The sequence below is a fragment of the Bradyrhizobium liaoningense genome (assembly GCF_018130955.1).
In the GTDB taxonomy this organism is placed as follows: domain Bacteria; phylum Pseudomonadota; class Alphaproteobacteria; order Rhizobiales; family Xanthobacteraceae; genus Bradyrhizobium; species Bradyrhizobium liaoningense_C.
The window spans coordinates 14,904-36,893 of sequence record NZ_JAFCJM010000068.1 but is presented as its reverse complement, the minus strand read 5'-3'; the positions used below and the strand labels follow the sequence as shown (position 1 = coordinate 36,893).

Annotated in this window: 20 protein-coding genes; 10 read left to right on the top strand and 10 right to left on the bottom strand. The window is 63.8% G+C overall.

The genetic code is table 11. The features are described from left to right. Positions 1 to 263 precede the first annotated feature (263 nt). Positions 264 to 1,436 (bottom strand): M20 aminoacylase family protein, encoded by a 1,173-nt coding sequence (locus tag JQ632_RS33295; RefSeq protein ID WP_212406892.1) that lies wholly within the window; start codon positions 1,434 to 1,436, stop codon positions 264 to 266. A gap of 136 nt (positions 1,437 to 1,572) precedes the next feature. Between JQ632_RS33295 and JQ632_RS33290 the strand changes: the two genes are divergently transcribed. The 7 genes from JQ632_RS33290 to JQ632_RS33260 all read left to right on the top strand — a co-directional run bounded on the left by JQ632_RS33290 (position 1,573) and on the right by JQ632_RS33260 (position 6,742). Continuing rightward, positions 1,573 to 3,189: a GMC family oxidoreductase gene (locus JQ632_RS33290; protein ID WP_212406891.1), complete on the top strand. Its 1,617-nt coding sequence runs from the start codon at positions 1,573 to 1,575 to the stop codon at positions 3,187 to 3,189. Between the two features lie 116 nt (positions 3,190 to 3,305). Further along, on the top strand, positions 3,306 to 4,250 hold the full coding sequence (locus tag JQ632_RS33285; protein ID WP_212406890.1) for a metallophosphoesterase: 945 nt from the start codon (positions 3,306 to 3,308) through the stop codon (positions 4,248 to 4,250). Positions 4,251 to 4,266: 16 nt separating this feature from the next. After that, complete coding sequence (locus JQ632_RS33280; RefSeq protein ID WP_212406889.1) at positions 4,267 to 4,593, top strand: cupredoxin family copper-binding protein; 327 nt, start codon at positions 4,267 to 4,269, stop codon at positions 4,591 to 4,593. A gap of 100 nt (positions 4,594 to 4,693) precedes the next feature. Further along, positions 4,694 to 5,245: a sigma-70 family RNA polymerase sigma factor gene (locus JQ632_RS33275; RefSeq protein WP_212406888.1), complete on the top strand. Its 552-nt coding sequence runs from the start codon at positions 4,694 to 4,696 to the stop codon at positions 5,243 to 5,245. Beyond that, the gene (locus JQ632_RS33270) at positions 5,242 to 6,003 is read left to right on the top strand and encodes an anti-sigma factor (protein WP_212406887.1); all 762 of its coding nucleotides are present in this window, start codon (positions 5,242 to 5,244) and stop codon (positions 6,001 to 6,003) included. Before JQ632_RS33275 ends, JQ632_RS33270 begins: the two co-directional genes overlap by 4 nt. A 47-nt stretch (positions 6,004 to 6,050) precedes the next feature. Further along, positions 6,051 to 6,356: a HigA family addiction module antitoxin gene (locus JQ632_RS33265; RefSeq protein ID WP_212406886.1), complete on the top strand. Its 306-nt coding sequence runs from the start codon at positions 6,051 to 6,053 to the stop codon at positions 6,354 to 6,356. 14 nt (positions 6,357 to 6,370) lie between these two features. Beyond that, entirely contained in the window at positions 6,371 to 6,742 is a 372-nt protein-coding gene (locus JQ632_RS33260) for a VOC family protein (protein WP_212406885.1), read from the top strand. Positions 6,743 to 6,757: 15 nt separating this feature from the next. On the opposite strand, the gene JQ632_RS33255 is transcribed toward JQ632_RS33260, so the two are convergent. Continuing rightward, on the bottom strand, positions 6,758 to 7,162 hold the full coding sequence (locus tag JQ632_RS33255; protein ID WP_212406884.1) for a GFA family protein: 405 nt from the start codon (positions 7,160 to 7,162) through the stop codon (positions 6,758 to 6,760). Between the two features lie 116 nt (positions 7,163 to 7,278). Continuing rightward, on the bottom strand, positions 7,279 to 8,670 hold the full coding sequence (gene hpnO / locus JQ632_RS33250) for an aminobacteriohopanetriol synthase HpnO (protein WP_212406883.1): 1,392 nt from the start codon (positions 8,668 to 8,670) through the stop codon (positions 7,279 to 7,281). 124 nt (positions 8,671 to 8,794) lie between these two features. Here hpnO and JQ632_RS33245 point away from each other — a divergent pair, with 124 nt between their 5' ends. Beyond that, on the top strand, positions 8,795 to 9,442 hold the full coding sequence (locus JQ632_RS33245) for a DUF2147 domain-containing protein (RefSeq protein WP_212406882.1): 648 nt from the start codon (positions 8,795 to 8,797) through the stop codon (positions 9,440 to 9,442). On the opposite strand, the gene JQ632_RS33240 is transcribed toward JQ632_RS33245, so the two are convergent. Then, positions 9,392 to 11,980, bottom strand: a complete 2,589-nt coding sequence (locus JQ632_RS33240) for an MMPL family transporter (RefSeq protein ID WP_212406881.1) — start codon at positions 11,978 to 11,980, stop codon at positions 9,392 to 9,394. The genes JQ632_RS33245 and JQ632_RS33240 overlap by 51 nt on opposite strands. Before the next feature lie 451 nt (positions 11,981 to 12,431). On the opposite strand from JQ632_RS33240, the gene ispH reads away from it, so the two are divergent. Beyond that, positions 12,432 to 13,358, top strand: a complete 927-nt coding sequence (ispH, locus tag JQ632_RS33235; RefSeq protein ID WP_212406880.1) for a 4-hydroxy-3-methylbut-2-enyl diphosphate reductase — start codon at positions 12,432 to 12,434, stop codon at positions 13,356 to 13,358. A 36-nt stretch (positions 13,359 to 13,394) separates the two neighbouring features. Further along, entirely contained in the window at positions 13,395 to 14,543 is a 1,149-nt protein-coding gene (gene hpnH, locus JQ632_RS33230; protein ID WP_212406879.1) for an adenosyl-hopene transferase HpnH, read from the top strand. 292 nt (positions 14,544 to 14,835) lie between these two features. On the opposite strand, the gene JQ632_RS33225 is transcribed toward hpnH, so the two are convergent. From JQ632_RS33225 to shc, 6 genes are all read right to left on the bottom strand, one after another. Continuing rightward, positions 14,836 to 15,474, bottom strand: a complete 639-nt coding sequence (locus tag JQ632_RS33225; protein ID WP_212406878.1) for an outer membrane protein — start codon at positions 15,472 to 15,474, stop codon at positions 14,836 to 14,838. A gap of 312 nt (positions 15,475 to 15,786) precedes the next feature. After that, positions 15,787 to 17,124 (bottom strand): HAMP domain-containing sensor histidine kinase, encoded by a 1,338-nt coding sequence (locus tag JQ632_RS33220; protein ID WP_212406877.1) that lies wholly within the window; start codon positions 17,122 to 17,124, stop codon positions 15,787 to 15,789. After that, positions 17,117 to 17,797 (bottom strand): response regulator transcription factor, encoded by a 681-nt coding sequence (locus JQ632_RS33215; RefSeq protein ID WP_212406876.1) that lies wholly within the window; start codon positions 17,795 to 17,797, stop codon positions 17,117 to 17,119. Before JQ632_RS33215 ends, JQ632_RS33220 begins: the two co-directional genes overlap by 8 nt. 463 nt (positions 17,798 to 18,260) lie before the next feature. Further along, on the bottom strand, positions 18,261 to 19,025 hold the full coding sequence (locus JQ632_RS33210) for an outer membrane protein (RefSeq protein ID WP_212406875.1): 765 nt from the start codon (positions 19,023 to 19,025) through the stop codon (positions 18,261 to 18,263). Positions 19,026 to 19,258: 233 nt separating this feature from the next. Then, entirely contained in the window at positions 19,259 to 19,993 is a 735-nt protein-coding gene (locus JQ632_RS33205) for a phosphorylase (protein WP_212406874.1), read from the bottom strand. Then, a complete protein-coding gene (gene shc / locus JQ632_RS33200) occupies positions 19,990 to 21,948 on the bottom strand; it encodes a squalene--hopene cyclase (RefSeq protein WP_212406873.1) in 1,959 nt (652 codons plus the stop codon). The genes JQ632_RS33205 and shc overlap by 4 nt, the downstream gene beginning before the upstream one ends. Between the last annotated feature and the right edge of the window lie 42 nt (positions 21,949 to 21,990).

The following is a 21,990-nucleotide window of genomic DNA, read 5'->3' as shown; positions in this document are numbered from 1 at the left end:
GCGGCGCAAAATCAAGCGCGCCGGCTGGGACAATGCCTTCCTCATGGCAGCCCTCAGCCATATGCGATAGCCCTGCCGCTTGCGGGGAGAGGGTTGGGGTGAGGGGGAGTCTCCACAAGGACGGTGAGAATTAGACTCGCGGAGAGTCCCCCTCACCCGATCGCTTCGCGCATAGCCGAAGCTCCGCTTCGGCGTTCTTCAGAACGGCCGCCGAAGGCGGCCTATGCTCTCCCCGCAAGCGGGGCGAGGTGAAGGCAGGCGCCTTACGACGCCGCCAGCGACGTTTCGACCAGCTTGATCCAGTAGGACGTGCCGTAGACGATCGCCTCGTCGTTGAAATTGTAGGCGGGGTGATGCAGGCCGGCGCTGTCGCCATTGCCGCAGAAGATGAAGGCGCCGGGGCGCGCTTCCAGCATGTAGGCAAAATCCTCGCCGCCCATCAGCGGTGGCATCTCGTGGACGTTGGCATCGCCCGCGACTTGTTGCGCCACCTTTCGCGCAACATCGGTCTGCGCGGCGTGATTGACGACCACAGGATAGTTGCGCTTGTAGTGCAGGTCGATCTTGGCGCCGGTGATCTGCGCCACGCCCGCGACGACTTCGTGCACACGCTTCTCCACCAGCGCGCGCACCTCCGGGGTCAGCGTGCGGATCGTACCCTTCAGTTCCGCGGTCTGCGGAATGACGTTGCGGGCATTGCCGGCGTGGAATTCGCAGATCGAGATGACGGCGGATTCGAGCGGATCGACGCTGCGCGCGACGATCGATTGCAGTGCCGTGATGAGCTGCGCGCCGACCATGACGGAATCGATGCATTTGTGCGGCCGCGCCGCGTGGCCGCCGAGACCCTCGATCTTGATGTCGACCTCGTCGGTCGCCGCCATGATCGGCCCCTGCCGGATGGCGAAGGCGCCGATCGGGATACCGGGCCCGTTGTGCATGCCGTAGACCTGGTCGATGCCAAAACGCTCCATCAGCCCGTCCTTGACCATGGCCGCACCGCCGGCACCGCCTTCCTCGGCCGGCTGAAAGATCACGACGGCATCGCCGGCGAAGTTGCGGGTCTCGGCGAGATAGCGCGCAGCGCCGAGCAGCATTGCGGTGTGGCCGTCATGGCCGCAGGCGTGCATCTTGCCCGGCGTCTTGGACGCGTAAGGCAGGTTGGTCTGTTCCTCGACCGGCAGCGCGTCCATGTCGGCGCGCAGGCCGATGACCTTGAGGTCGCCGTCCGCCGGCTGCTTGCCCTTGATCACGCCGACCACGCCGGTCTGGCCGAGGCCGGTCACCACCTGGTCGCAGCCGAACTCGCGCAGCCTGTCCGCCACGAATGCTGCGGTGCGGTGGACGTCGTAGAGCAATTCGGGGTGCTGGTGGATGTCCCGCCGCCAGGCCTGGATATCGGGTTGAAGGTCGGCGACGCGGTTCACGATGGGCATGGAGGGTCTCAAGCTTTCGGTTAGGTGGAAATCGACTGTCTAGCATGCATACCGCATTCCACCCAGCCTCCCCACCGCTGTACAGGGCTGCGCGGCAAGGCTATGGCCTTTTCGAAAAGGCAGCGGGTGATTGGCTATGAAGCGGCTCGAGGGTGAGTTTGACTATATCGTGGTCGGAGCCGGCACGGCCGGCTGCATCCTCGCCAACCGGCTGTCGGCCGATCCGAAGACCCGCGTGCTGATCCTGGAAGCCGGCGGCGACGACAACTGGATCTGGTTCCACATCCCCGTCGGCTATCTCTTCGCCATCGGCAATCCGCGCTCGGACTGGATGTTCAAGACCGAGGCCGAGCCCGGCTTGAATGGCCGTTCACTCGCCTATCCCCGCGGCAAGGTGATCGGCGGCTGCTCCGCGATCAACGCCATGATCTCGATGCGCGGACAGGCCGCCGACTACGACCATTGGCGTCAGCTCGGCATGACCGGCTGGGGCTATGACGACGTGCTTCCCGTGTTCAAGCGGCTGGAGGATCATTTCCTCGGGGCGAGCGAGCATCACGGTGTCGGTGGCGGGTGGCGCATCGAGGCGCCGCGGCTGTCCTGGACCGTGCTCGACGCCGTCGGCGACGCCGCCGAGGAGATGGGCATCAAGCGCATCCCGGACTTCAACACAGGCGACAACGAAGGCACGAGCTACTTTCACGTCAACCAGAAGCGCGGCCGGCGCTGGTCGTCGGCGCGCGGCTTCCTCAAGCCCGCGCTCAACCGTCCAAACCTGCGGCTCGAGAAGAACGTGCTGGTCGATCGCCTCATCATCGAGCAAGGACGTGCCGTCGGCGTGCGCTTCGCGCAGAACGGCGAGACTATAGAGGCGCGCGCCAAGGGCGAGGTGATCCTGTCGGCCGGCGCGATCGGCTCCATCCAGGTGCTGCATCGCTCCGGCATCGGGCCCGCCGAATGGCTCACGCCGCTCGGCATCGACCTCGTGATGGACAAGCCCGGCATCGGCCGGAATCTGCAGGACCATCTGCAGCAGCGCGCCATCTACAAGGTCGAGGGTGTGCGCACGCTCAACGAGACCTATTACAACCTGTTCCGCCGCGGACTGATGGGCCTCGACTACGCCTTCCGCCGCCGCGGCCCGCTGACCATGGCGCCGTCGCAGCTCGGCATTTTCACGCGCTCCGATTCCACGCGCGCACGCGCCAACATCCAGTTCCACGTACAGCCGCTCTCGCTCGACAAATTCGGCGATCCCCTGCATCGATTCCCCGCGATCACGGTCAGCGCCTGCAACCTCCAGCCGACCTCGCGCGGCACCGTGCGCCTGCGCTCGGCAGCGCCTGACGAGAAGCCCATCATCGCGCCGAACTACCTCTCGACTGACGACGATCGCCAGGTCGCCGCCGACGCGATCCGCACCACGCGCCGCCTGATGCAACAGAAGGCGCTGGCAAAGTATCGGCCCAGCGAATATCTGCCCGGCCCCTCCGTCGGCGACGACGACGCCTCGCTCGCCAAGGCCGCCGGCGACATCGGTACCACCATCTTCCATCCGGTCGGCACCGCGAAGATGGGCGCAGCCAACGATCCTATGGCCGTCGTCGACCAGCGCCTGCGCTTCTACGGCCTCGGAGGCCTTCGCGTGGTCGACGCCTCGATCATGCCGACCATCACGTCAGGCAACACCAATACGCCGACCGCGATGATCGCCGAGAAGGGCGCGGCGATGATTTTGCAAGATAAGCGGTAGAGACGTAGATGGGGTAACGGGCCCCTCACGAAATCGTCATCGCGCTCCCGCGAATAAATCCGCTCCTGCCCCGATCACCTCTCCAAAGCCCAATCCAGGGCCGAAGGAGAAGCGGCATGAGCACGCATGATCACGACCACAGCGAAGACGGCCTGAGCCGCCGCAAAGTGCTGGAGTGCATGACCTGGGCCGGCACCGGCGTGCTCTGGACCATCACCGGCGGCGTGCCGCGCTCGCTCGGCATCATCGATTCCGCGCAAGCCGCGACCGCGCCCGGCATGACCTTCCTGCAGATCAGCGACAGCCATGTCGGTTTCGACAAGCCGGCCAATCCCAACGCGCTCGGCACGCTGGAAGAAGCGGTCAACAAGATCAACGCGATGCCGGAAAAGCCGTCCTTCATGATCCACACCGGCGACATCACCCATCTGTCGAAGGCCGCCGAGTTCGACAACGCCGAGCGCATCATCTCGCAGACCAAGCTCGATGTGCACTACGTGCCCGGCGAGCACGACTTCATCGACGAGGAAGTGAAGCTCTATCGCGAGCGCTACGGCCGCGGCACCAAGGGCCATGGCTGGTACTCCTTCGATGCCGGCGGCGTGCACTTCATCGGCCTCGTCAACGTCGTCGACCTCAAGGGCGGCGGCCTCGGCAATCTCGGCGCCGAGCAGCTCGCCTGGCTTGAAGACGATCTCCGCAGTAAATCGAAATCGACTCCGGTGGTGCTGTTCGCGCACATCCCGCTCTGGACGGTCTACCCGCAATGGGGCTGGGGCACCGAGGACGGCGCGCGTGCGCTTGAATTTGTGAAAGGCTTCGGCTCGGTCACCGTGCTGAACGGGCACATCCACCAGGTCATGCAGAAAGTCGAAGGCAACGTCACCTTCCACACCGCGCGCTCGACTGCCTTCCCGCAGCCGGCACCGGGGTCAGCCCCCTCGCCCGGTCCGATGAAGGTCGAGGACGCAAGGCTCCGCTCCATGCTCGGCGTTGCCAGCATCAACTTCAAGCAGGGCGACCAGCGGCTGGCAATCATCGACACGCCGCTTCAGGGCTGAAGGGGGATTTTTGCAGATGACAAAGATCACTCGCCGCGACTTCGGTCTCGTTGTGGCCGCGGCCGTGCTGCTCCCGGTCACCACTGCCCGCGCCGACAACGACATCGAGGTGCATATCGACAATTTCGTCTTCGCTCCGGCCGAGCTCAATGTGAAGGTCGGCACCACCGTGACCTGGACCAACCGCGACGACATCCCCCACACCATCGTCTCGGCGGGCAAGTTCCGGTCGAAAACCCTCGACACCGACGACAAGTTCTCGTTCACCTTCACGACGGCCGGCGACTACAAATATTTTTGTTCGCTGCACCCCCACATGACGGGGATGATCAAGGTTGAGTAGCGGTTCAAACCAAGGCATCACCATTTTGCCCGGCCGGTGGCCCTCCGCCGGCCGGGCACGCGCGCCTTCAACGGCAGGCAACACGGCACAGCGAGCGGCGATGTCCCCGACGAGCGACGATCCGGACAAGGCACGGCGCTTCCGCGAGGCGGCACTGCCGCATCTCGACGACGTCTATACGCTCGCCCGCTATCTGCTCCGCGACGCCTCCGACGCCGAGGATGCGGTGCAGGAATGCTATCTGCGCGCGCTCAGGCATTTTGACACGTTTCGCGGAGGGGCGATCAAGCCGTGGCTGTTCGCGATCCTCCGCAACGTCTGCAATGCCGAATATGCGCGCCGTGCCAACCGGCCGTCGGCGATCGAGGACGCGCCGGAGGCCGCCGAACAGACCCCGCTCTGGCGTGAGAGCGAGGCCGGCCCGGAAACAGAAATGCTGCGACGCCGCGATGCCACGGCGATCAGAAAGCTCATCGACGCGCTGGCGGAGCCATTCAAGGAAACTTTTGTGCTGCGGGAGATCAACAACCTGTCCTATCGCGAAATTGCCGATGCCGTCGGCGCGCCCGTCGGCACCGTGATGTCCCGCCTCGCCCGCGCCCGCGCGATGCTGCGCGCGGCCTGGACGGCGGAAGAGGAGCAATCGAAATGACCTGCGACGAAGCAAAAATCCTGCTTCACGCGCTGATCGACGGCGAGCTCGACGCCGGCCACGCGCGCGAGGTCGAGGCTCATGTCGCGACCTGCGCGGATTGCGCGGCCGAGCTTGCCGCGTATCGCGAGATGAAGCGGGTGCTCGCGGACACCAATCTGCGCTACACGACGCCCTCGCATCTGCGCGCACGCATCGAGGCATCGCTGCCGCAGGGCGAGCGGCCAAACCGTCGCGCCGTGCTGCGCGGCTTTGCCATGGGATCGGCAGTTTCGGCGCTTGCCGCTACCGGTCTGTTTGCGATCGTGCTGCGCCAGGACGACCAGCAACGCATCCTGTCGGAGATGGTGTCGGCGCATCTGCGTTCGCTCCAGGCCGGCCACCTCACCGACGTGATCTCGACCGACCAGCACACGGTAAAGCCGTGGTTCAACGGCAAGCTCGACGTCGCCCCGCCCGTCATCGACCTCACCGCGCAGGGCTTTACGCTGGTCGGCGGCCGGCTCGACTACATCGACGCCCGCGCGCTGGGCGCCGTGGTCTATCGGCGCCGGCAGCACGTCATCAACCTGTTCGTGGCGCAGACCGCGAACACCGCGCTCCGTTCGCCGAAGACGGAGACGATGCAGGGCTTCAACTGCCGGCACTGGAGCAATCGCGGCCTCAACTTCTGGGCCGTCAGCGATCTCGGCGCGGACGAGCTCGTGGAGTTCACGGACAAGTTCGAGGCGGCGATGAGGGCGAATGTGGAGGGGTAGACTTGGCTGGGTAGAAATCTGCGAGGATCGAGCGTTATACTTTCGCCATGGCCAAAAAGCTCAAGCCCATGCACCCTGGCGAGGTTCTGCGGAAAGATTTTCTGATCCCGCTGGAAGTATCCGCTGGTACGCTCGCCAAGGCCTGCGGCCTGCCCCGGACGAGAATTGAGCGGATCGCCGGCGAGCAGACCGGCATCACCGCAGATACAGCGCTTCGGCTCGCGAAGGCGCTTGGCACGACGGCCCAACTCTGGCTCAATCTTCAGAACGACTATGACATCCAGATCGCGAAGCGCGATCTCGGCAAGATTCTCGATCGCATTGAAGCGGTAAACAAGCCGAAAGCTGCTTGATCGCGGAGACAAACATGCTTGACCACGTGACGTTCGGCGTCAGCGACATGGAGCGATCGAAGGCCTTCTACGATCGCGCGCTGCGTCCGCTGGGTATCGAACGCCTCTATGCCGAAGGCACGACGGGCGCGGGCTATGGTGTCGGCAGGAAGGCCTTCTTCTGGATCGGGACCAGAGACAAGCCGCAGACGGGAGCGCACGTCGCGTTTGCCTGCCCGGACCGGGCGACAGTCGATGCGTTCCATGCGGCCGCGCTGGCGGCTGGCGGAACGGATCACGGACAGCCGGGCCTGCGGCCGCACTACCACGCCAATTATTACGGAGCGTTCGTCCTGGATCCTGATGGCCACAACATCGAGGCTGTCTGCCACCTGCCCGCTGGCTAACAGCGAAGATCGCCCTCACTCCTGCGGCGGGTAGCGCTCGAATACGGGCAGTTCGTGGGCCCGCTCCATCCAGCCGACGCGCTCGGCGACCTGGATGTGCATCATGGCCGGAACGGCATCGGGGTCGTCATACGTGCCGCTCTGGATGTCGATGATGCCGGGCATCATGTTTTCGTTGATGTAGAAAAGTCCGGTGCCACAGTCCGCACAGAAATGCCGGCGTCCATGCTCGGAGGACCGATAAACCTTCGGCGCGCCTTGAACGACCTTGACGGCTTCGAGCGGATACATCGTCCAACCGACCATCGGTGCCCCGGCATGGCGACGGCAATCGGTGCAATGGCACAGCGCGTGCACAATCATGTCGCCGTTCACTTCATAGCGGATCGCACCGCAATGACAGCCACCAGTCACAGGCATCGGCCACTCCTCTCCCGGTCAGGTCAACGCAGGGAGAGTTAAGTGCTGATTGGGAGGTTCTTTAGGCAGACTGCTTCAGCAGGTCGCACATCGCGACACCAAGCCGCGACCGGAACTTACGCCGACCGCCGCACTGCGTTGTCCACCAGCGTCTTGCCGAGCGACCAGATCGCGCCGGGGACCTTGTGACTGCCGGCGATGACGTCGTCGAACGCCTTCTCGATCCAGCTGCAGTCTTCCTCGGTGATGGTGAGCGGCGGCAACAGCTTGATGGTGTGGCTGCCGTGACCGGCCACCTGCGTCAGGATCTTGTGGTCCTTGAACAGCGGCACCGTGATGAGCTGGCAGAACAGGCCTTTGTTGGCAGTCTCGAGCACGTTCCAGGACGCCTTGAGGCGCAGCGATTTTGGCGGGCCGAACTCGACGCCGATCATCAGACCCTTGCCGCGCACTTCCTTCATCAACTCGTAACCCGGCACCATGCGCGTCAGCGCGAGGCGCAGCTCGGCGCCGCGCTTGGCGGCTGACTCGATCAGCTTCTCCGACTCCATCACGTCGAGCGTGGCGATGCCGGCGGCCATCGCGAGGTCGTTCTTGGAGAAGGTCGAGCCGTGCACGACGGCGCGATCCATCTGGTTGAAGATCTTGTCGAAGATCGCCTTGCGGGTCAGCAGCGCGCCGACCGGCACGTGGCCGCCCGACAGCGACTTCGACAGCAGCACCATGTCGGGCTCGACGTTCCAGTGCTCGACCGCGAGGAAGCGGCCGGTGCGGCCCATGCCGGTCTGGATCTCGTCGGCGACGAACAGCGTGCCGTACTTCTTGCAGAGCGCGGCCGCGCCCGGCAGGAATTCATCGGTGGGCATGTTGACGCCCTTGCCCTGGATCGGCTCGACGACGAAGGCCGCGACCTCGCGCGACGACAGCGCCTTCTCCAGCGCAGCGAGATCGTTGAACGGGATCGAGGTGCAGCCCGGCAGCAGCGGCTCAAAACCGGTGCGGAAATTCGAATCGCCGGTGAGCGACAGCGCGCCATAGGTCAGGCCGTGATAGCCATGCGCGCAATAGACGATGCCCGGGCGGCCCGTGGCGCCGCGCGCGAACTTGATGGCGGCCTCGACCGTCTCCGCGCCGGAATTGGCAAAGAACGCCTTGTCGAGATACGGCACATATTTCAGCAGCCGCTCGGCGAGCACGCCGGCGAGCGTCGACACGTCGAACTGGACGAGATTGGGCAGATCGGCATCGAGCACGCTCTTGAGCGCCTCGCGCATGACGGGGTGATTGCGTCCGATCGCAAACACGCCGAAGCCCGACAGCAAATCGAGGTAGCGCGCGCCGTCGCGGTCGTAGAGGTACTGCCCCTGCCCCTTCTGGAAACCGACGTCGTAGCCGATGGTCTTGAGAACCCGAACGAACTGCTCGTTCAGGTACCGGTTATGCAGGGAGCTACGCTGCGCCTGGCGGTCCGCAAATAGCTGGGCTAAGTCTGGATTTGGACTGTGCATCCGCTACATACTTCGGTTGATGGCTGTTTCGTCAACAGAAAACGATGGTTGCGGCCTTTTGCCCTTTTTCGGACCATCTTCGCAAGCACAGCTTTAGACCATGTTGCACTGCCGAGGAACTATCATGCGTTTATCCCTTTACTCCGGAATAATACTGGCTTGTGGTTACACCTGCCTGACACCGGCGCTCGCTGCCGATCCGACCGGCGACTGGCGGGTCGCCGACGGCGTCGCCAACATTCGCGTGGCACAATGCAACGGCAGCATGTGGGGCGCAGTGTCCTGGGAAAAGACCCCGGGCGGCCGCGACGAGCACAATCCTGATGTCTCGAAACGGAGCAGACCGAGCTTGGGCATGGCGATCCTGATCGACATGAAGAAGAAGGCCGGCGTCGATCAATGGGAAGGCCAAGTCTATAACGCCCAGGACGGCCAGCTCTACTCCTCGACCATCACGCCCGTCGGCACCGATCAGCTCGAGATCAAGGGCTGCGTGCTCGGCTTCCTGTGCGGCGGCGAGACCTGGACCCGGGTTGCCCCGCCGATCCCCTCGAGCCCTGCCAACAGCATGGCCAAGGGCGCGCCGAAGACCACGGGCGCCGCGCCCAAGATGGCCGCGCCCCCTGCTCCTCCGCCCGCGGCCGGCAGCGCTCCGAAGAGCACCGCCGCGGCGGCGAAGCCCGGCCCGAAAGGCGCCGCCGACACCGTCGGCGACATCTGCCTACTCCCTGAGATTGCGGGGTTTGCCCATGAGGGCCGGCTGAAACAATAGCACTGCCGCGAGCGTGGTCACGAGCGACAGCGCAAGCAGCTTGCCCATGCTCGACGTGCCGGGATGGCTCGACAGCCACAGGCTGCCGAATGCGGTCGCCGTCGTCAACGCGCTGAAAAAGATCGCTCGCGTCAGGCTGGTTTGCAGCAGGTTTGTCCTGCCGGAGCGCCAGGCCACGACATAGTAGATCTTGAACGCGACGCCGATGCCGAGCAGCAGCGGGAACGCGACGATGTTGGCGAAGTTGAGCGGCAGCCCGATCAACACGCAGATTTCGAGCGTGACCGCGCCTGCAACCAGAAGCGGCACCAGCGTCATCAGCACATCGGTGATCCGCCGCAGCGTGATCCAGAGCAAGAGGCCGATCACGAGGAGCGCGTAGACGCCGGCGTGGATGAACGCCTTCACGACGGTGTCGCCGGACTTCAGGATCGACACCGGCCCGCCGATCGCGGTCGGCTCGGCGGCGAGCACGGCGGCGGCAAATTTGCGCAGCGTATCGTTGTCGTTGGGGTCGCCGCGCGGCAGCGCCTCGACGCGGATGATGCCGTCCTTGCTCTTCCACGCCGAGACGAGATCGGGCGGCAGACTGTCCAGCGTCACCGGTCCGGCCTGCATCGCATTGCGGAGCTGGTCGAACACGATCTTCATCGGCGTGACGAACACGGCTTGCGCCTTGTTGCGGGTCGCCTCGTCGGACTCGGCGAGCTTTTGCAGCGCGTCCGCAAGCCGCCGTGAAGCAACCGCGCCCGGCCCCTTGTCGCCGCCGGCGGTCCGGCGCAGGCTTTCGACCGACGACTTCAGCGCGTCGACATTTTCCTGGTCGGTCGGTTCGGCGTCGATCTGATCCGGATTGAGCGCGGGGTTGAGCACCTTGGCGCCTTGCGCGATCAGCTTCAGCTTCGGCCCCTGGTCCGGTGGCACGAAGCTGTCGAGCGACATCACGCGCAGAACCTCCGGCAGCTTCTCGAGCTTGGCCTCGATCTGCCTGGCCTGCTCCTCGGAGTTGACCAGCACGTTGATGGCGTTAGCCCCGGTGTTGGGGTCCTTGCGCAGGTCGAGGAAGGTCGCAATCGACTCGGCGTTCGGATTGCGCAGGTTCATCGGGTTGAAGTCGAACTTCATGAAGTAGAGCAGCGGCAGACCGCCGAGCGCGAGCAGCAGCGTGCCGCCGACGATCAGCACCCGATGCGTCTCCAGGAAGCGGTCGAGGGGGGCCAGGAAAGCGTAGCCGACCGGCTCCATTTCGCCGGGCGGGTTGAGCAGCTTCAACAGCGCCGGCAACACGGTGATGCTCGACAGAAATGCCACGAGCATACCGACGCCGGCGATCTGGCCGAGCTCCGAAATGCCCTTGTAGTCGGTCGGCATGAAGCAGAGGAATCCGGCGGCGGTCGCCATCGCGGCGAGCGACAGAGGCACCGCCGAACGCTTCGCGGCCAGCACCAGCGCGGCCGAGAGATCGTTGACCTTGTAGCGCTCCGAGCGGTAGCGGACGCTGTACTGGATACCGAAGTCGACGCCGAGACCGACGAACAGCACCGCGAATGCAATCGACAGCAGATTGAGCGAACCCACCATCATGAGACCGACCGCGGTGGTGATCGCAAGCCCGACGAACAGATTGACGAACACCGCGAAGATGATCTTCGACGAATGCAACGCGAGCCACAGGATCAACAGTACGACGACGACGGTGCCGATGCCGTTGACCACCGCGCCCTCCTGGACGGTGGCGTATTCCTCGTTTGCGATCGGCACCGGTCCCGTGAGGCGCACGCGCGCCTGGTACTTGCCCGCAAAATCCAGCTCAGTCGCCGCTTTCCGGATCGCGTCGGTCGCACCCTTGCCGGGCTCGAGCGCGTTGTAATCGAGGACCGGCTTGAACTCGATGAAGGCGCGCTTGTCGGACGCTTCGAGCGGCTTGTCGCTGACCAGCTCGCGCCAGGAGAAGGTCGCGTTGCCCTTCTTCAGCACGGTCTCGACCGTCTGGGCGATCAGGTTGAAGGGACGCTCGGTGTTGTCGAGCTTGACCTGGCCGCGCTTGACGCCGGCAAGCCCCGTCTCCAGCGCGCCAGTGAGGCCACGGATCGACGGATCGCCCGCCATGATCTCGATCAGGGGAGCGGCGGATTCGAACTGGCTGGTGATCTTGCCGACCTCTTCCGTCGGCAGGAACAGGAGGCCGTTCTTCTCGAAGAACTCGCCGCTGCCGAGCTGCTGCATCGACTGGAAGTTGGTCCTGTCGTCTTTCAGCTTGGCGAAGAGCGCATCAGCGGCCGAATTGGTCAGTTCCGGCGTCGCCCCCTCGACGACGGCGAGAATCGTCGCGTCGCGGTCGAACGCACGGTCGAAGAGCTGGTCGCGCTGCCGCCAGTCGAGGTTCTGGGCGATCAGCGAATTGATGTCGGTGTTGATGGCGAAGTGATGCGCCGCATAGTAGCCCGCCGCGACCGACAGCAGGAGCCCGAGGACGACAACGAGGGTGGCAAACCGGGTGCAGGCCCTGACGATCGCAACGACTATACTTTGCAGCACATCATTTCTTTCTAGCGTTAACAGCTTGCCGGAAACGCCCGCTCTTTATCGGAGTTCCCAGGCGAAACCTATTGCTGTTTTGGGTGGTTCTAGCCCGGTGAAGGTTCGAGGAAATTGAGGAAGAACATGGCAAAACCACGCGTCGGGCCGGTATAGCCCCCCACTTGAGGCCGTAAAGTGACGAACCGGTGAGGCACTGGGCCGTCCGGGCTTTACGTACTATAGTACCGCAAGACCTGCCCGGTCGGGAACCAAAACCGCCTTCAGGCTTTCCTCAGGACCGATTTTTTGACACAAAGCCCGGTATCTCCGTGCGCTTGGGTCCAAGGGGACTGTGGCGGAACCGCCCGCGGGAAACCAATGGTGCGGATATTGCAACTCATTGGTAAGTACCGGGGTGCCTCCGGGGACAACTGAACGAATTTGGTGCAACTTGCGTGATGGGCGTCCAATGGAAGTTTATCTAGCGCAGCCGCGCGGCTTTTGTGCCGGCGTGGTGCGTGCGATCGAGATCGTGGAACGGGCGCTGGAGAAGTACGGCCCGCCGGTCTATGTGCGCCATGAGATCGTGCACAACAAATACGTCGTCGAGAGCCTGAAGAACAAGGGCGCGATCTTCGTCGAGGACCTCTCCGAGGTGCCGCCGATGGCCGTGACCGTGTTCAGCGCCCATGGCGTGGCGCGCAGCGTCGAGGAAGAGGCCGCCGCGCGCAACCTGCCGGTGCTGAATGCCACCTGCCCCCTGGTCACGAAAGTTCACAATCAGGGGAAGCGCTACATGTCCAAGGGCCGCATCCTGATTCTGATCGGGCATGCCGGCCACCCCGAGGTCGAGGGCACCATGGGCCAGGTTCCGGGTCCCGTGCTGCTCGTGCAGAACGTCGAGGACGTCAAAGCGTTAACGCTGCCGGAGGACGCCCCGGTGGCCTACATCACCCAGACCACGCTGTCGGTGGACGACACCAAGGACATTATTGCGGCCCTGAAGGCCCGTTTTACAGATATTCAAGGCCCGGACATCCGGGATATCTGCTATGCGACACAGAACCGCCAATCTGCGGTAAGGGATTTGAGCAAGCTGGTCGATCTGATCTTGGTGGTGGGCGCCGCCAATAGTTCGAACTCGAACCGGCTCCGCGAAATCGGCACTGAGGCCGGCGTCGCGAGCTATCTGATCGCCGATGGCAGCAAGCTCAATCCGGAGTGGTTGAAAGGCGTCAAGACCGTCGGCATCACGGCCGGCGCCTCGGCGCCTGAAGTTCTCGTGGATGACGTGATTGAGGCCCTGAGACGGATCGGACCGGTCACGGTCTCGGTGCTCCCGGGCCGCGAGGAGAACATCGAATTCCGGCTTCCGGCAGAACTCGCCGCAAGCTGACCTTCCTGAATTCCTAATCCCAGAAAGAAACGTGTAATGGCTATACCCTTCTTCAAGGAAATGCGTATCGGCGGCTATTTGCTCAAGCAGAAACTGCTTGGCCGCAAACGCTATCCGCTCGTGTTGATGCTGGAGCCGCTGTTTCGCTGCAATCTCGCCTGCGTCGGCTGCGGCAAGATCGACTATCCGGATGCGATCCTCAACCGCCGCATGACGGCGCAGGAGTGCTGGGACGCCGCCGACGAGTGCGGCGCGCCGATGGTCGCCATCCCCGGCGGCGAACCGCTGATCCACAAGGAGATCGGCGAGATCGTGCGCGGCCTCGTCGAACGCAAGAAGTTCGTCTCGCTCTGCACCAACGCGCTGCTGCTCGAGAAGAAGCTCGACCTGTTCGAGCCCTCGCCTTACCTGTTCTTCTCGGTGCATCTCGACGGATTGAAGGACCACCACGACAAGGCCGTGTCGCAGAAGGGCGTGTTCGACCGCGCCGTCTCAGCGATCAAGGCCGCGAAGGCGCGCGGCTTCACCGTCAACGTCAACGCAACGATCTTCGACGGCCACCCGGCCGAAGAGATCGCAAAATTCCTCGACCTCACCGTCGAGCTCGGTGTCGGCGTCTCGATGTCGCCGGGCTACGCCTATGAGCGTGCGCCGGACCAGGAGCACTTCCTCAACCGCACCAAGACCAAGAAGCTGTTCCGCGACGTCTTTGCGCTCGGCAAGGGCAAGAAGTGGAATTTCATGCATTCCGGTCTGTTCCTGGACTTCCTCGCCGGCAACCAGGAATACGAGTGCACGCCCTGGGGCATGCCCGCCCGCAACATTTTTGGCTGGCAGAAGCCCTGCTATCTGCTCGGTGAAGGCTATGCAAAAACCTTCAAGGAGCTGATGGAGACCACCGACTGGGATTCCTACGGCACCGGCAAGTACGAGAAGTGCGCCGACTGTATGGCCCATTGCGGCTACGAGCCGACGGCCGCGACCGCCGCGCTGACCAACCCGCTGAAGGCAGCCTGGGTGTCGCTGCGCGGCATCAAGACTTCGGGCCCGATGGCACCGGAGATCGACCTCACTAAGCAGCGCCCGGCGCAGTACATCTTCTCGGAGCAGGTCGAGAAGAAGCTCTCCGACATCCGCCGCGACGAGGCGGAGGCTGCCCAGCAGAAGGCTTCGACGGCGGCGTAAGCGGCAACGGCGTCGATGACAACAAAAGGCCCGATCGCTCGGCGATCGGGCCTTTTCGTTTGTTCAGCTCAAACGCCAGGAGAGAGCGGAGGCATTGCGCGGGCTGCGCTCCCTCCGGTTCGCTCTCCCTTAAAAAAATCGCTGCCGTGGTCGAAGCACTCCGCGTCCGAGCGTCCTGCACGAGTAAGCGCCATCGGCCCTCTGGCGCGTATCGAGGTCGACCATGGCAGGACTGGCAGCACCAGTTCACCGGATTCCCGCTGGTTTCCTGCCATGGCCAAGCGATCTGATCTCAGAAGCGATAGTTGAGACCGGCCTTGACGATGTGATCAGTCGCTTCAGCCTTGTTGCCACCAACCTTGTAGTCCTGCGCAGCCGCTACATAGTTGTATTCGACTTTGAGTGACAGATTGTTGGTGAAGGCATGCTCTACGCCTGCACCGACCAAATAACCGACCTTCCACTTGTCGCCACCGGTCAAGCCGACGGGATCCTTTGCATCAATCTCCATCATCGCAAGGCCGGCCGTACCATAGACAAGCGTGCGATCGAATGCAGCGCCAACCCGCCCCTTGGCGGCAAATAGCCATTTCTGATCCACCGATGTCTTCGTCAGTGTCGAGTCCTTGGCGCGTTGGCCACCGAGATGGCTGCCCTCGAGTTCGGCGCCGAGCACAATCGAGCCCATCTGGTAGTTCCCGCCGAGCTGGAGCCCAGCAGCAATGCTGTCGCGGTCCTCGAACGATTTGCCGAACTGCTGCCGAGCATAGCTGGCGTGCACACCGACATATGCGCCGGTCCAGGTGAAGGCGGGCGGCGTGACGTAAGGCACCGGCGCAGAAGTGCGCCGCGGCAAATCCGCCGCGGACGCCTGGGCAACTGCCAGAGCGCCGACCGCGAGAATGAGTGCCAAGCGATAAGAAAACATCATCAACAGATCTCCATTCCACTGTGGGATTCGGCCTCTCGGCGAGAGGCCGCCACGCTCTGTCGATGACGTTGGCCCGCCCTCTCCGCGGGCGTTCCGCGAAAGGTCTGACGGGCGATTTGCTAATCTCGCTCCAGTGTCGAGCCGAACGCACCAACGACGAACGTGTCGCCAAGGATGTCGCGGTTTGGAATTACCCGGACATTACGGGGCAATGGATTGAATAAATGAACATTGACGCGAGCGATCGGCAGTCTGTTAACGAAATCTCTCTCGCCAGATCGTTGCGGCATCGAGAACTCTGCCATCACAAGGCTATCGCAACGCCTTGAACTTGAGCTCGAAAGTTGACCCGCCGCTGGGCGTCTCCTCGACGCCGACGGACCCTTCATGTAGTGCCATCACCTGCGCCACAATCGTCAGACCGAGGCCGACGCCTTCGCGATCCGTCGTGCCGCGCGCGAAAGGCTGAAATACCTGCTCGCGCTTGCCCTGTTCGATCCCGGACCCGTGATCAATGACCCGGATGCGGGCCGGCTCCAGGATTTCGACGGTGATCGGTTCAGACGATGCGCCATGACGCACGGCGTTGCGCAGGAGATTGGCGATCGCGGTCGTGATGGCTGTTGGCGAGCCACGGGTTCCGACTTGATGATCGGGGGCGATTAGCTCGATTTCGACCCCCTCGGCGAGCGCGGCCGGGACCGCGTCAGCAACGACGGTCCGCGCGAGGGAGACGAGATTGATCTGCTCGAACCCGACAGGCTCGCCGGTCAGGCGTGCCAGGTGCAGGAGCATCTTCACTGTCTCGGAGATTTGCTGCACGTCACCGACCAACTGCGAGCGCGCTGGCTCATCGGAAATCGCTTCGAGATGCGCCCGGAGCTTCGTCAGTGGTGTGCGTAGCTCATGCGCAGCATTGGCGAAGAAGTTTCGCTGGGCCACGGATGCCCGGTCGATCCGTTCGAGCGCCCTATTGAACGCAACCACAAGCGGCCGCAGCTCTGTGGGTGCCGCGGCCTCTGGAAGGCGCCGGCCGCCAGGCACGCCATCGATGACTTCGGCTGCTGCAGCAGCGAGGCGGACGGGGCGTGCAATGAGTCTCGGGACGATCACCAATGCTGCCACCCCGGCGATCGCGAGGATGACGAGAAGAGGCACGGACAGCAGCACACTCGCCACCAACGCCTCGAACAGCGCGGGGAAACGCTCGATTGGCAAGCCGCCGAGCTCGATCGAAACCGGCCCGGCCCGTGTCTCACGGCTCGCTACAAACGCGTGAGACTGGCTGGTGCCGAGCTTCAGCTCGAACGCCGCGTAATTGGTCCGTGAAATCTGAGCTGGATCCCGCCGCACCTCGGAAACCTGCCTTTCTCCGCCGGCCGTGGACTGCACCCCATCAGAGACAATGTACCAGATCGAGGGATGCTCTCTCAGCAGGGTTTGCAGCGCAGGCGTCGGCGTGACTACAAGCCGTCCCTGATCGTCGCGGGTCACCGCGTCTTTCAGGGCGTCGACGACTTCTGCTGCGACGTCGCCGCCCTTTTCCTGAAAGTGGCCGATCAGGATGATCCCGATGCCCATGCATAGCAGGAAGACGAATGACATCAGGCCGATCAGGACTGCGGCGCGAAATGCGATCGACTTATTCACTCGCATCGGAGCTCAACAAGTAACCGACGCCGCGAATTGACCGGATCGTTACGCTGCAACCAGCCTCGCGGAGGCGACGTCGGAGACGGCTCACATGGGAGTCAAAGGCATTGGACTCGATCTCGTCGTCGAAGCTGTACACCGCGGCATTGAGCGTCTCGCGCAGTACAACCCGACCGATCCGACGAATCAGGAGTTCCAGTATCGCGAGCTCCCGCCGCGGTACCATGAATGGAACGTCATTACAGTAGGCGCAACGATCTTTGACGTCGAATCGGAGATTGCCGACTTCGACGGATACGCCTTGGTCGAGGGAGCAGCGTCGCACGACAGCGCGCGCCCGGGCGATGAGTTCCGCTGGCTCGAAGGGCTTGCCGACATAGTCGTCCGCTCCGTTGTTCAAGGCGTCGGCGATCTCATTTGGATCGTCCCACGCCGTCAGGACAACTGTCCCCGGACGCGGCCGAAGGGCCCTCAGTTCACGGAGGAGCTGGACTCCGTCACCATCCGGCAGCCTGCGATCAAGGACGACTAGCTCGAATTTTGCGACGGCCAGTGCTGCGCGCGCGGCATCGACGGATGACACGGTATCGACCGTGCCGATTGCCTTCGATAGGGTCGCCTGCAGCCAACCGCAGAGCTCTGCGTCATCCTCGACAATCAAAACGCGCATATGGCTTCCGAATAGACGCAATCACCGGGTTAGATTGATAGACTTTCGCGACGAACATTGCGGCTGTGTTACGGTGACTTTGCTGGCGCGCCATCAGACGGCAGACTTTCGTATGCCCGATGTGTGCTCTGGATAGTAGCGTTGAGCACGGAAGGGTCCGGCATCAGTAATCGGATGGATCGCGCGCGTAGGCCCCTACGCGATCATCGGGGCGGCGTTCAATGTCCGCGTAGTCATTCGTAACTATCGGACATCCGCCGCGACGAGGCCGTGGCTGCCCAGCAGGAGGCTTCGAGCGCTTAAGAGCAAGACGTCCCGCTCACCCCGCCCCGCGCGAGCGAGGCGGGGTTTTGCTTGCCTGCAACGCTGGCGCTGCAGCCGATCATAATTCCCGTCCTTCCGATGCAGGACGCGCAAAAGCCCCGGCCGAGGCCGGGGCTTCACAAAACGGATGGTCGGAGGCTTAGTACTTCGCAACCACCGGAGAACCGAACTTGTAGCTTACGCGGCCCAGCACCGACCAGGTATCGAACCGGGTGCTGTGATCGCTGAACACGCCGCGCGGAGCGTTGGTCGCCAGGAACAGGCTTTCCCGATTGCCGCCGCAGCACGCGCCGAAGTCGTAGTAATTGCCTTCGATGCCCAGAATCCAGTTGCGCGAGGCCATCCACTCGATACCGCCGCCCGCAGTCCAGCCGACCCGGGTCTCGCTGCGGTCAGTGTAGTCGACCGTGTCCTGAATCCTCGTGTTCAGATCAGCGAACGCGGCGCCGCCCTTGACGTAGAACAGCCAGGCACCGCTGGTCACACCGAGCCGCGGCGTGACGGTTGCCATCCAGCGCATGCGGGCGTGGAACGTATCAGATGCCGGGAAGAACGGGCTGACTGCGTCCGCGCTGATGTCGGTGTAGGACGCGGAGCCCTCGATGCCGAGCAGGAAGTTGTTGATCGTCCAGTTGTAGCCAAGGTGGCCGCCGATCATGAAGCCATCGGCGTTGAGGCGGAAGCTGTCACCCGCCGCCAGGTTGTAGTGGCCGATGCCATTGAAATCGAAGCGCGGGTCGGTCTCAGCCCAGCCAACATGGGCACCGATATAGAAGCCGCTCCAGTCGTAGGCGGCCACCACGGGAGGCGGCGCCTTGGTGTAGGGCCGTGCAGCCAGATCGGCCGCCGAAGCGCTCGCCGTGCCGATCACGAGCGCGGAAAGAGCGACAGCAAACTTCTTCATTTCGGGTCCCCAGCCATTGAATAGATTGGTTCCTGATAGCTATTCCGCCTGATAGCTATTCCGGCAGCAAATGACTGTAGCCACGCCGCCACAACCAGCTTTGAATCAATCTGTTTCCCATCGTTTCGAATTGCGTACGGCGACAAGGCACAGCCCAAGGCGACAAATGACAAAGCCCGACCGCGACGCGGCCGGGCTTTGGCTGTTGACTGTCAAACCGTCGTCGTGGGCGCTCAGGCCGTCTCGGGGATGAGGCCTTCGTCGCCGACGAGATAGTCGCGGCAGCCGCGCAAGCTGCGCAGCGCGCGGTTGAAATCGATGCCGGTCGAGACCAGGGCGCGCAGCGTGGCCGGATTGCGCGCGACGCCGCGCAGGACGGTTGCGACGTCGATCTTGCCGTTCGGCTTGATCGCGGCGCGGGCCAGCGCCGGCAGCGCGCGATGGGCGGGGTCGCTGATGACGCGGATCGCGGCAAAGGGCAGCCCCGCCTCTGCCGCGTAGGCCGCCGCGATGTGGCTTTCCATGTCGACGGCCGCAGCCCCGGTCTCCGAGTGGAGCGCCGCCTTGCAGGAGCGGCCCGTGACCACTTCCTCGGCGCCCGCAAGGCTGCCGCGGACGACGCGGCGGCGGCCGGAGGTGAGCTTGTCGATGAGATCGTCGCCGAGCGCGAGGCCGGCGGCCCAGCGGGCATCGCCTGCCAGAACTTCGGTGGCGACCACGACGTCGCCCGAGCGCAGGCTGGGATCGAGCCCGCCGGCCACGCCAAACGAAATCACGCCCCGGATGGTCTCGGGGTCCACCACGGTCAGGAGCGAGCGCAATTGCGTCGGGCTGCTGGACGAGCAGATGACGGCCATTCCGGGCCCGGCCGCGATGCGGGCTTCCTGAACCAGGCCAGTCACAATAAGTACCGGCCGCAGGTCGATCGCACTACCTGCGGTAAAATAGTCCCCCGTCCCCAAAGTCACATTCCGACCCCTACCACCCTGCTGTTGGTGTTCCTTAAGTTCCGATACCGCGCCAGCGCCCACAGCGGAAAGAACTTCGGGTAACCATGATAGCGTAGATAAAACACGCGGGGGAAGCCTGTAGCGGTATAGCGCTGCTCGTCCCACAGCCCTTTTTGGTTCTGTGTTGCAATCAGGTACTCCACCCCACGGGCGACGCAGGGGTGATCCACCTCGCCCGCCGCCATCAGGGCAAGCAAAGCCCATGCCGTTTGCGAGGCGGTCGAGGGCGCGGCCTCCCAGCCCTTGTAATCCAGCCGGTAGCTGACGGCGTCCTCGCCCCAACCGCCGTCCTTGTTCTGGATCGAGACCAGCCAGTCCGCCGCCTTCCGAATCATCGGATCCTTGTGGTCGACCCCCGCCATGTTCAGCGAGCACAGCACCGACCAGGTGCCGTAGACGAAATTCATGCCCCAGCGGCCATACCAGGACCCCTCCGGGTGCTGGGTCTTGCGCAGATAGGCGATCCCGGCCGCCACGGCCTTGTTGTTGGCCTGGGTCTGGCCGAGCTGGGCCAGCATCGAGACGCAGCGCGCGGTGACGTCCTCGGTCGGCGGGTCGAGCAGCGCGCCGTGGTCCGAGAACGGGATGTTGTTCAAATAATATTCGAGGTTGTTCACGTCGAAGGCAGCCCAGCCGCCATCATCGCTCTGCATACCCTCGATCCACTCGCGGCCGCGGTCGATCGCAACATCGTAACCCGCCGCACCGTGCTCCCGGCGCATGCGGTCCATCGACATGACAACCACGGCGGTGTCGTCGAGATCGGGATAATGGGCGTTGTTGTACTGGAAGGCCCAGCCGCCCGGGCGCGTCTCGGGCCGCTTCACCGCCCAGTCGCCCTTGACGTCCAGCACCTGCTTCGGGATCAGCCAGTCGAGGCCCTGCTTGGTGGCCGCCACGGCCTCCGGGCCGCCGGCTTCGAGCAGCGCATGGGCAGTCAGCGTCGTATCCCACACCGGCGAGACGCAGGGCTGGCAATAGGCTTCGTCGTCCTTGATCACGAGCAGCTTGTCGATGCCCCGGCGCGTGATCGCGCGCGGCGGGAAATTCTCGTCCTTGCCGAGCGCGTCGTACATCATGACGATGTTGGCCATCGGCGGATAGATCGCGCCCATGCCGTCCTCGCCGTTCAGCCGCTCCTCGGTGAAGGCGAGCGCTGCGTCGATCGCGCGCTTGCGCAGGCTTTTCGGAAACAACGGCTCGACGGCGCGCAGGATCTTGTCGAGCGCGCGGAACAGCACGAACCAGCCCATGCTCTGATGCGGCGCCTTGGCGGTCATGCCGATCGAACGCGGGTCCTGCAGGAACAGTTCGTCGATGCCGACGCCCTTCGGATTGCGCGCGAGCGGCTTCAGCGCCGCCAGCACCATCAGCGGCACGATGGTGGTGCGCGCCCAGTAGGAAATCTTGTTGAGATGGAACGGCGACCAGAACGGCAGCAGCATGATCTCGATCGGCAGCACCGGCACGGCTCGCCAGGTCACGACGCCGTACATCGCGAGCGTGAAGCGCGTGAAGACGTTGCTGTTGATCGCGCCGCCGCGGGAGCGGATCGCGTCGCGCGCCCGCACCATGTGCGGTGCGTCGACGGAGTCGCCGATCATCTTGAGCGCGAAATAGGCCTTCACGCTCGCGCTCATGTCGAAGGCGCCGTCATGCACCAGCGGCCAGCCGCCATGGGCGCCCTGCACGCGGCGCAGATAGTTGCCGATCTTGGCTTCGAGTGCGGCATCGACCGGCTCGGCGAGATGGTGCCGCAGCAGGATGTATTCGGCAGGAATCGTGCAGTCGGCCTCGAGCTCGAACACCCAATGGCCGTCAGGCTGCTGGAAGCCGAGCAACCCTTGCGTTGCCGACGCAATGCTCGATTCCAAGACTTCGCGGTTGCTCGCGCTCTTGCTGACCGAATGCATCTCGTTCGTTCTCTCTGATCTCTTTCCGAATTGAAAACCGGC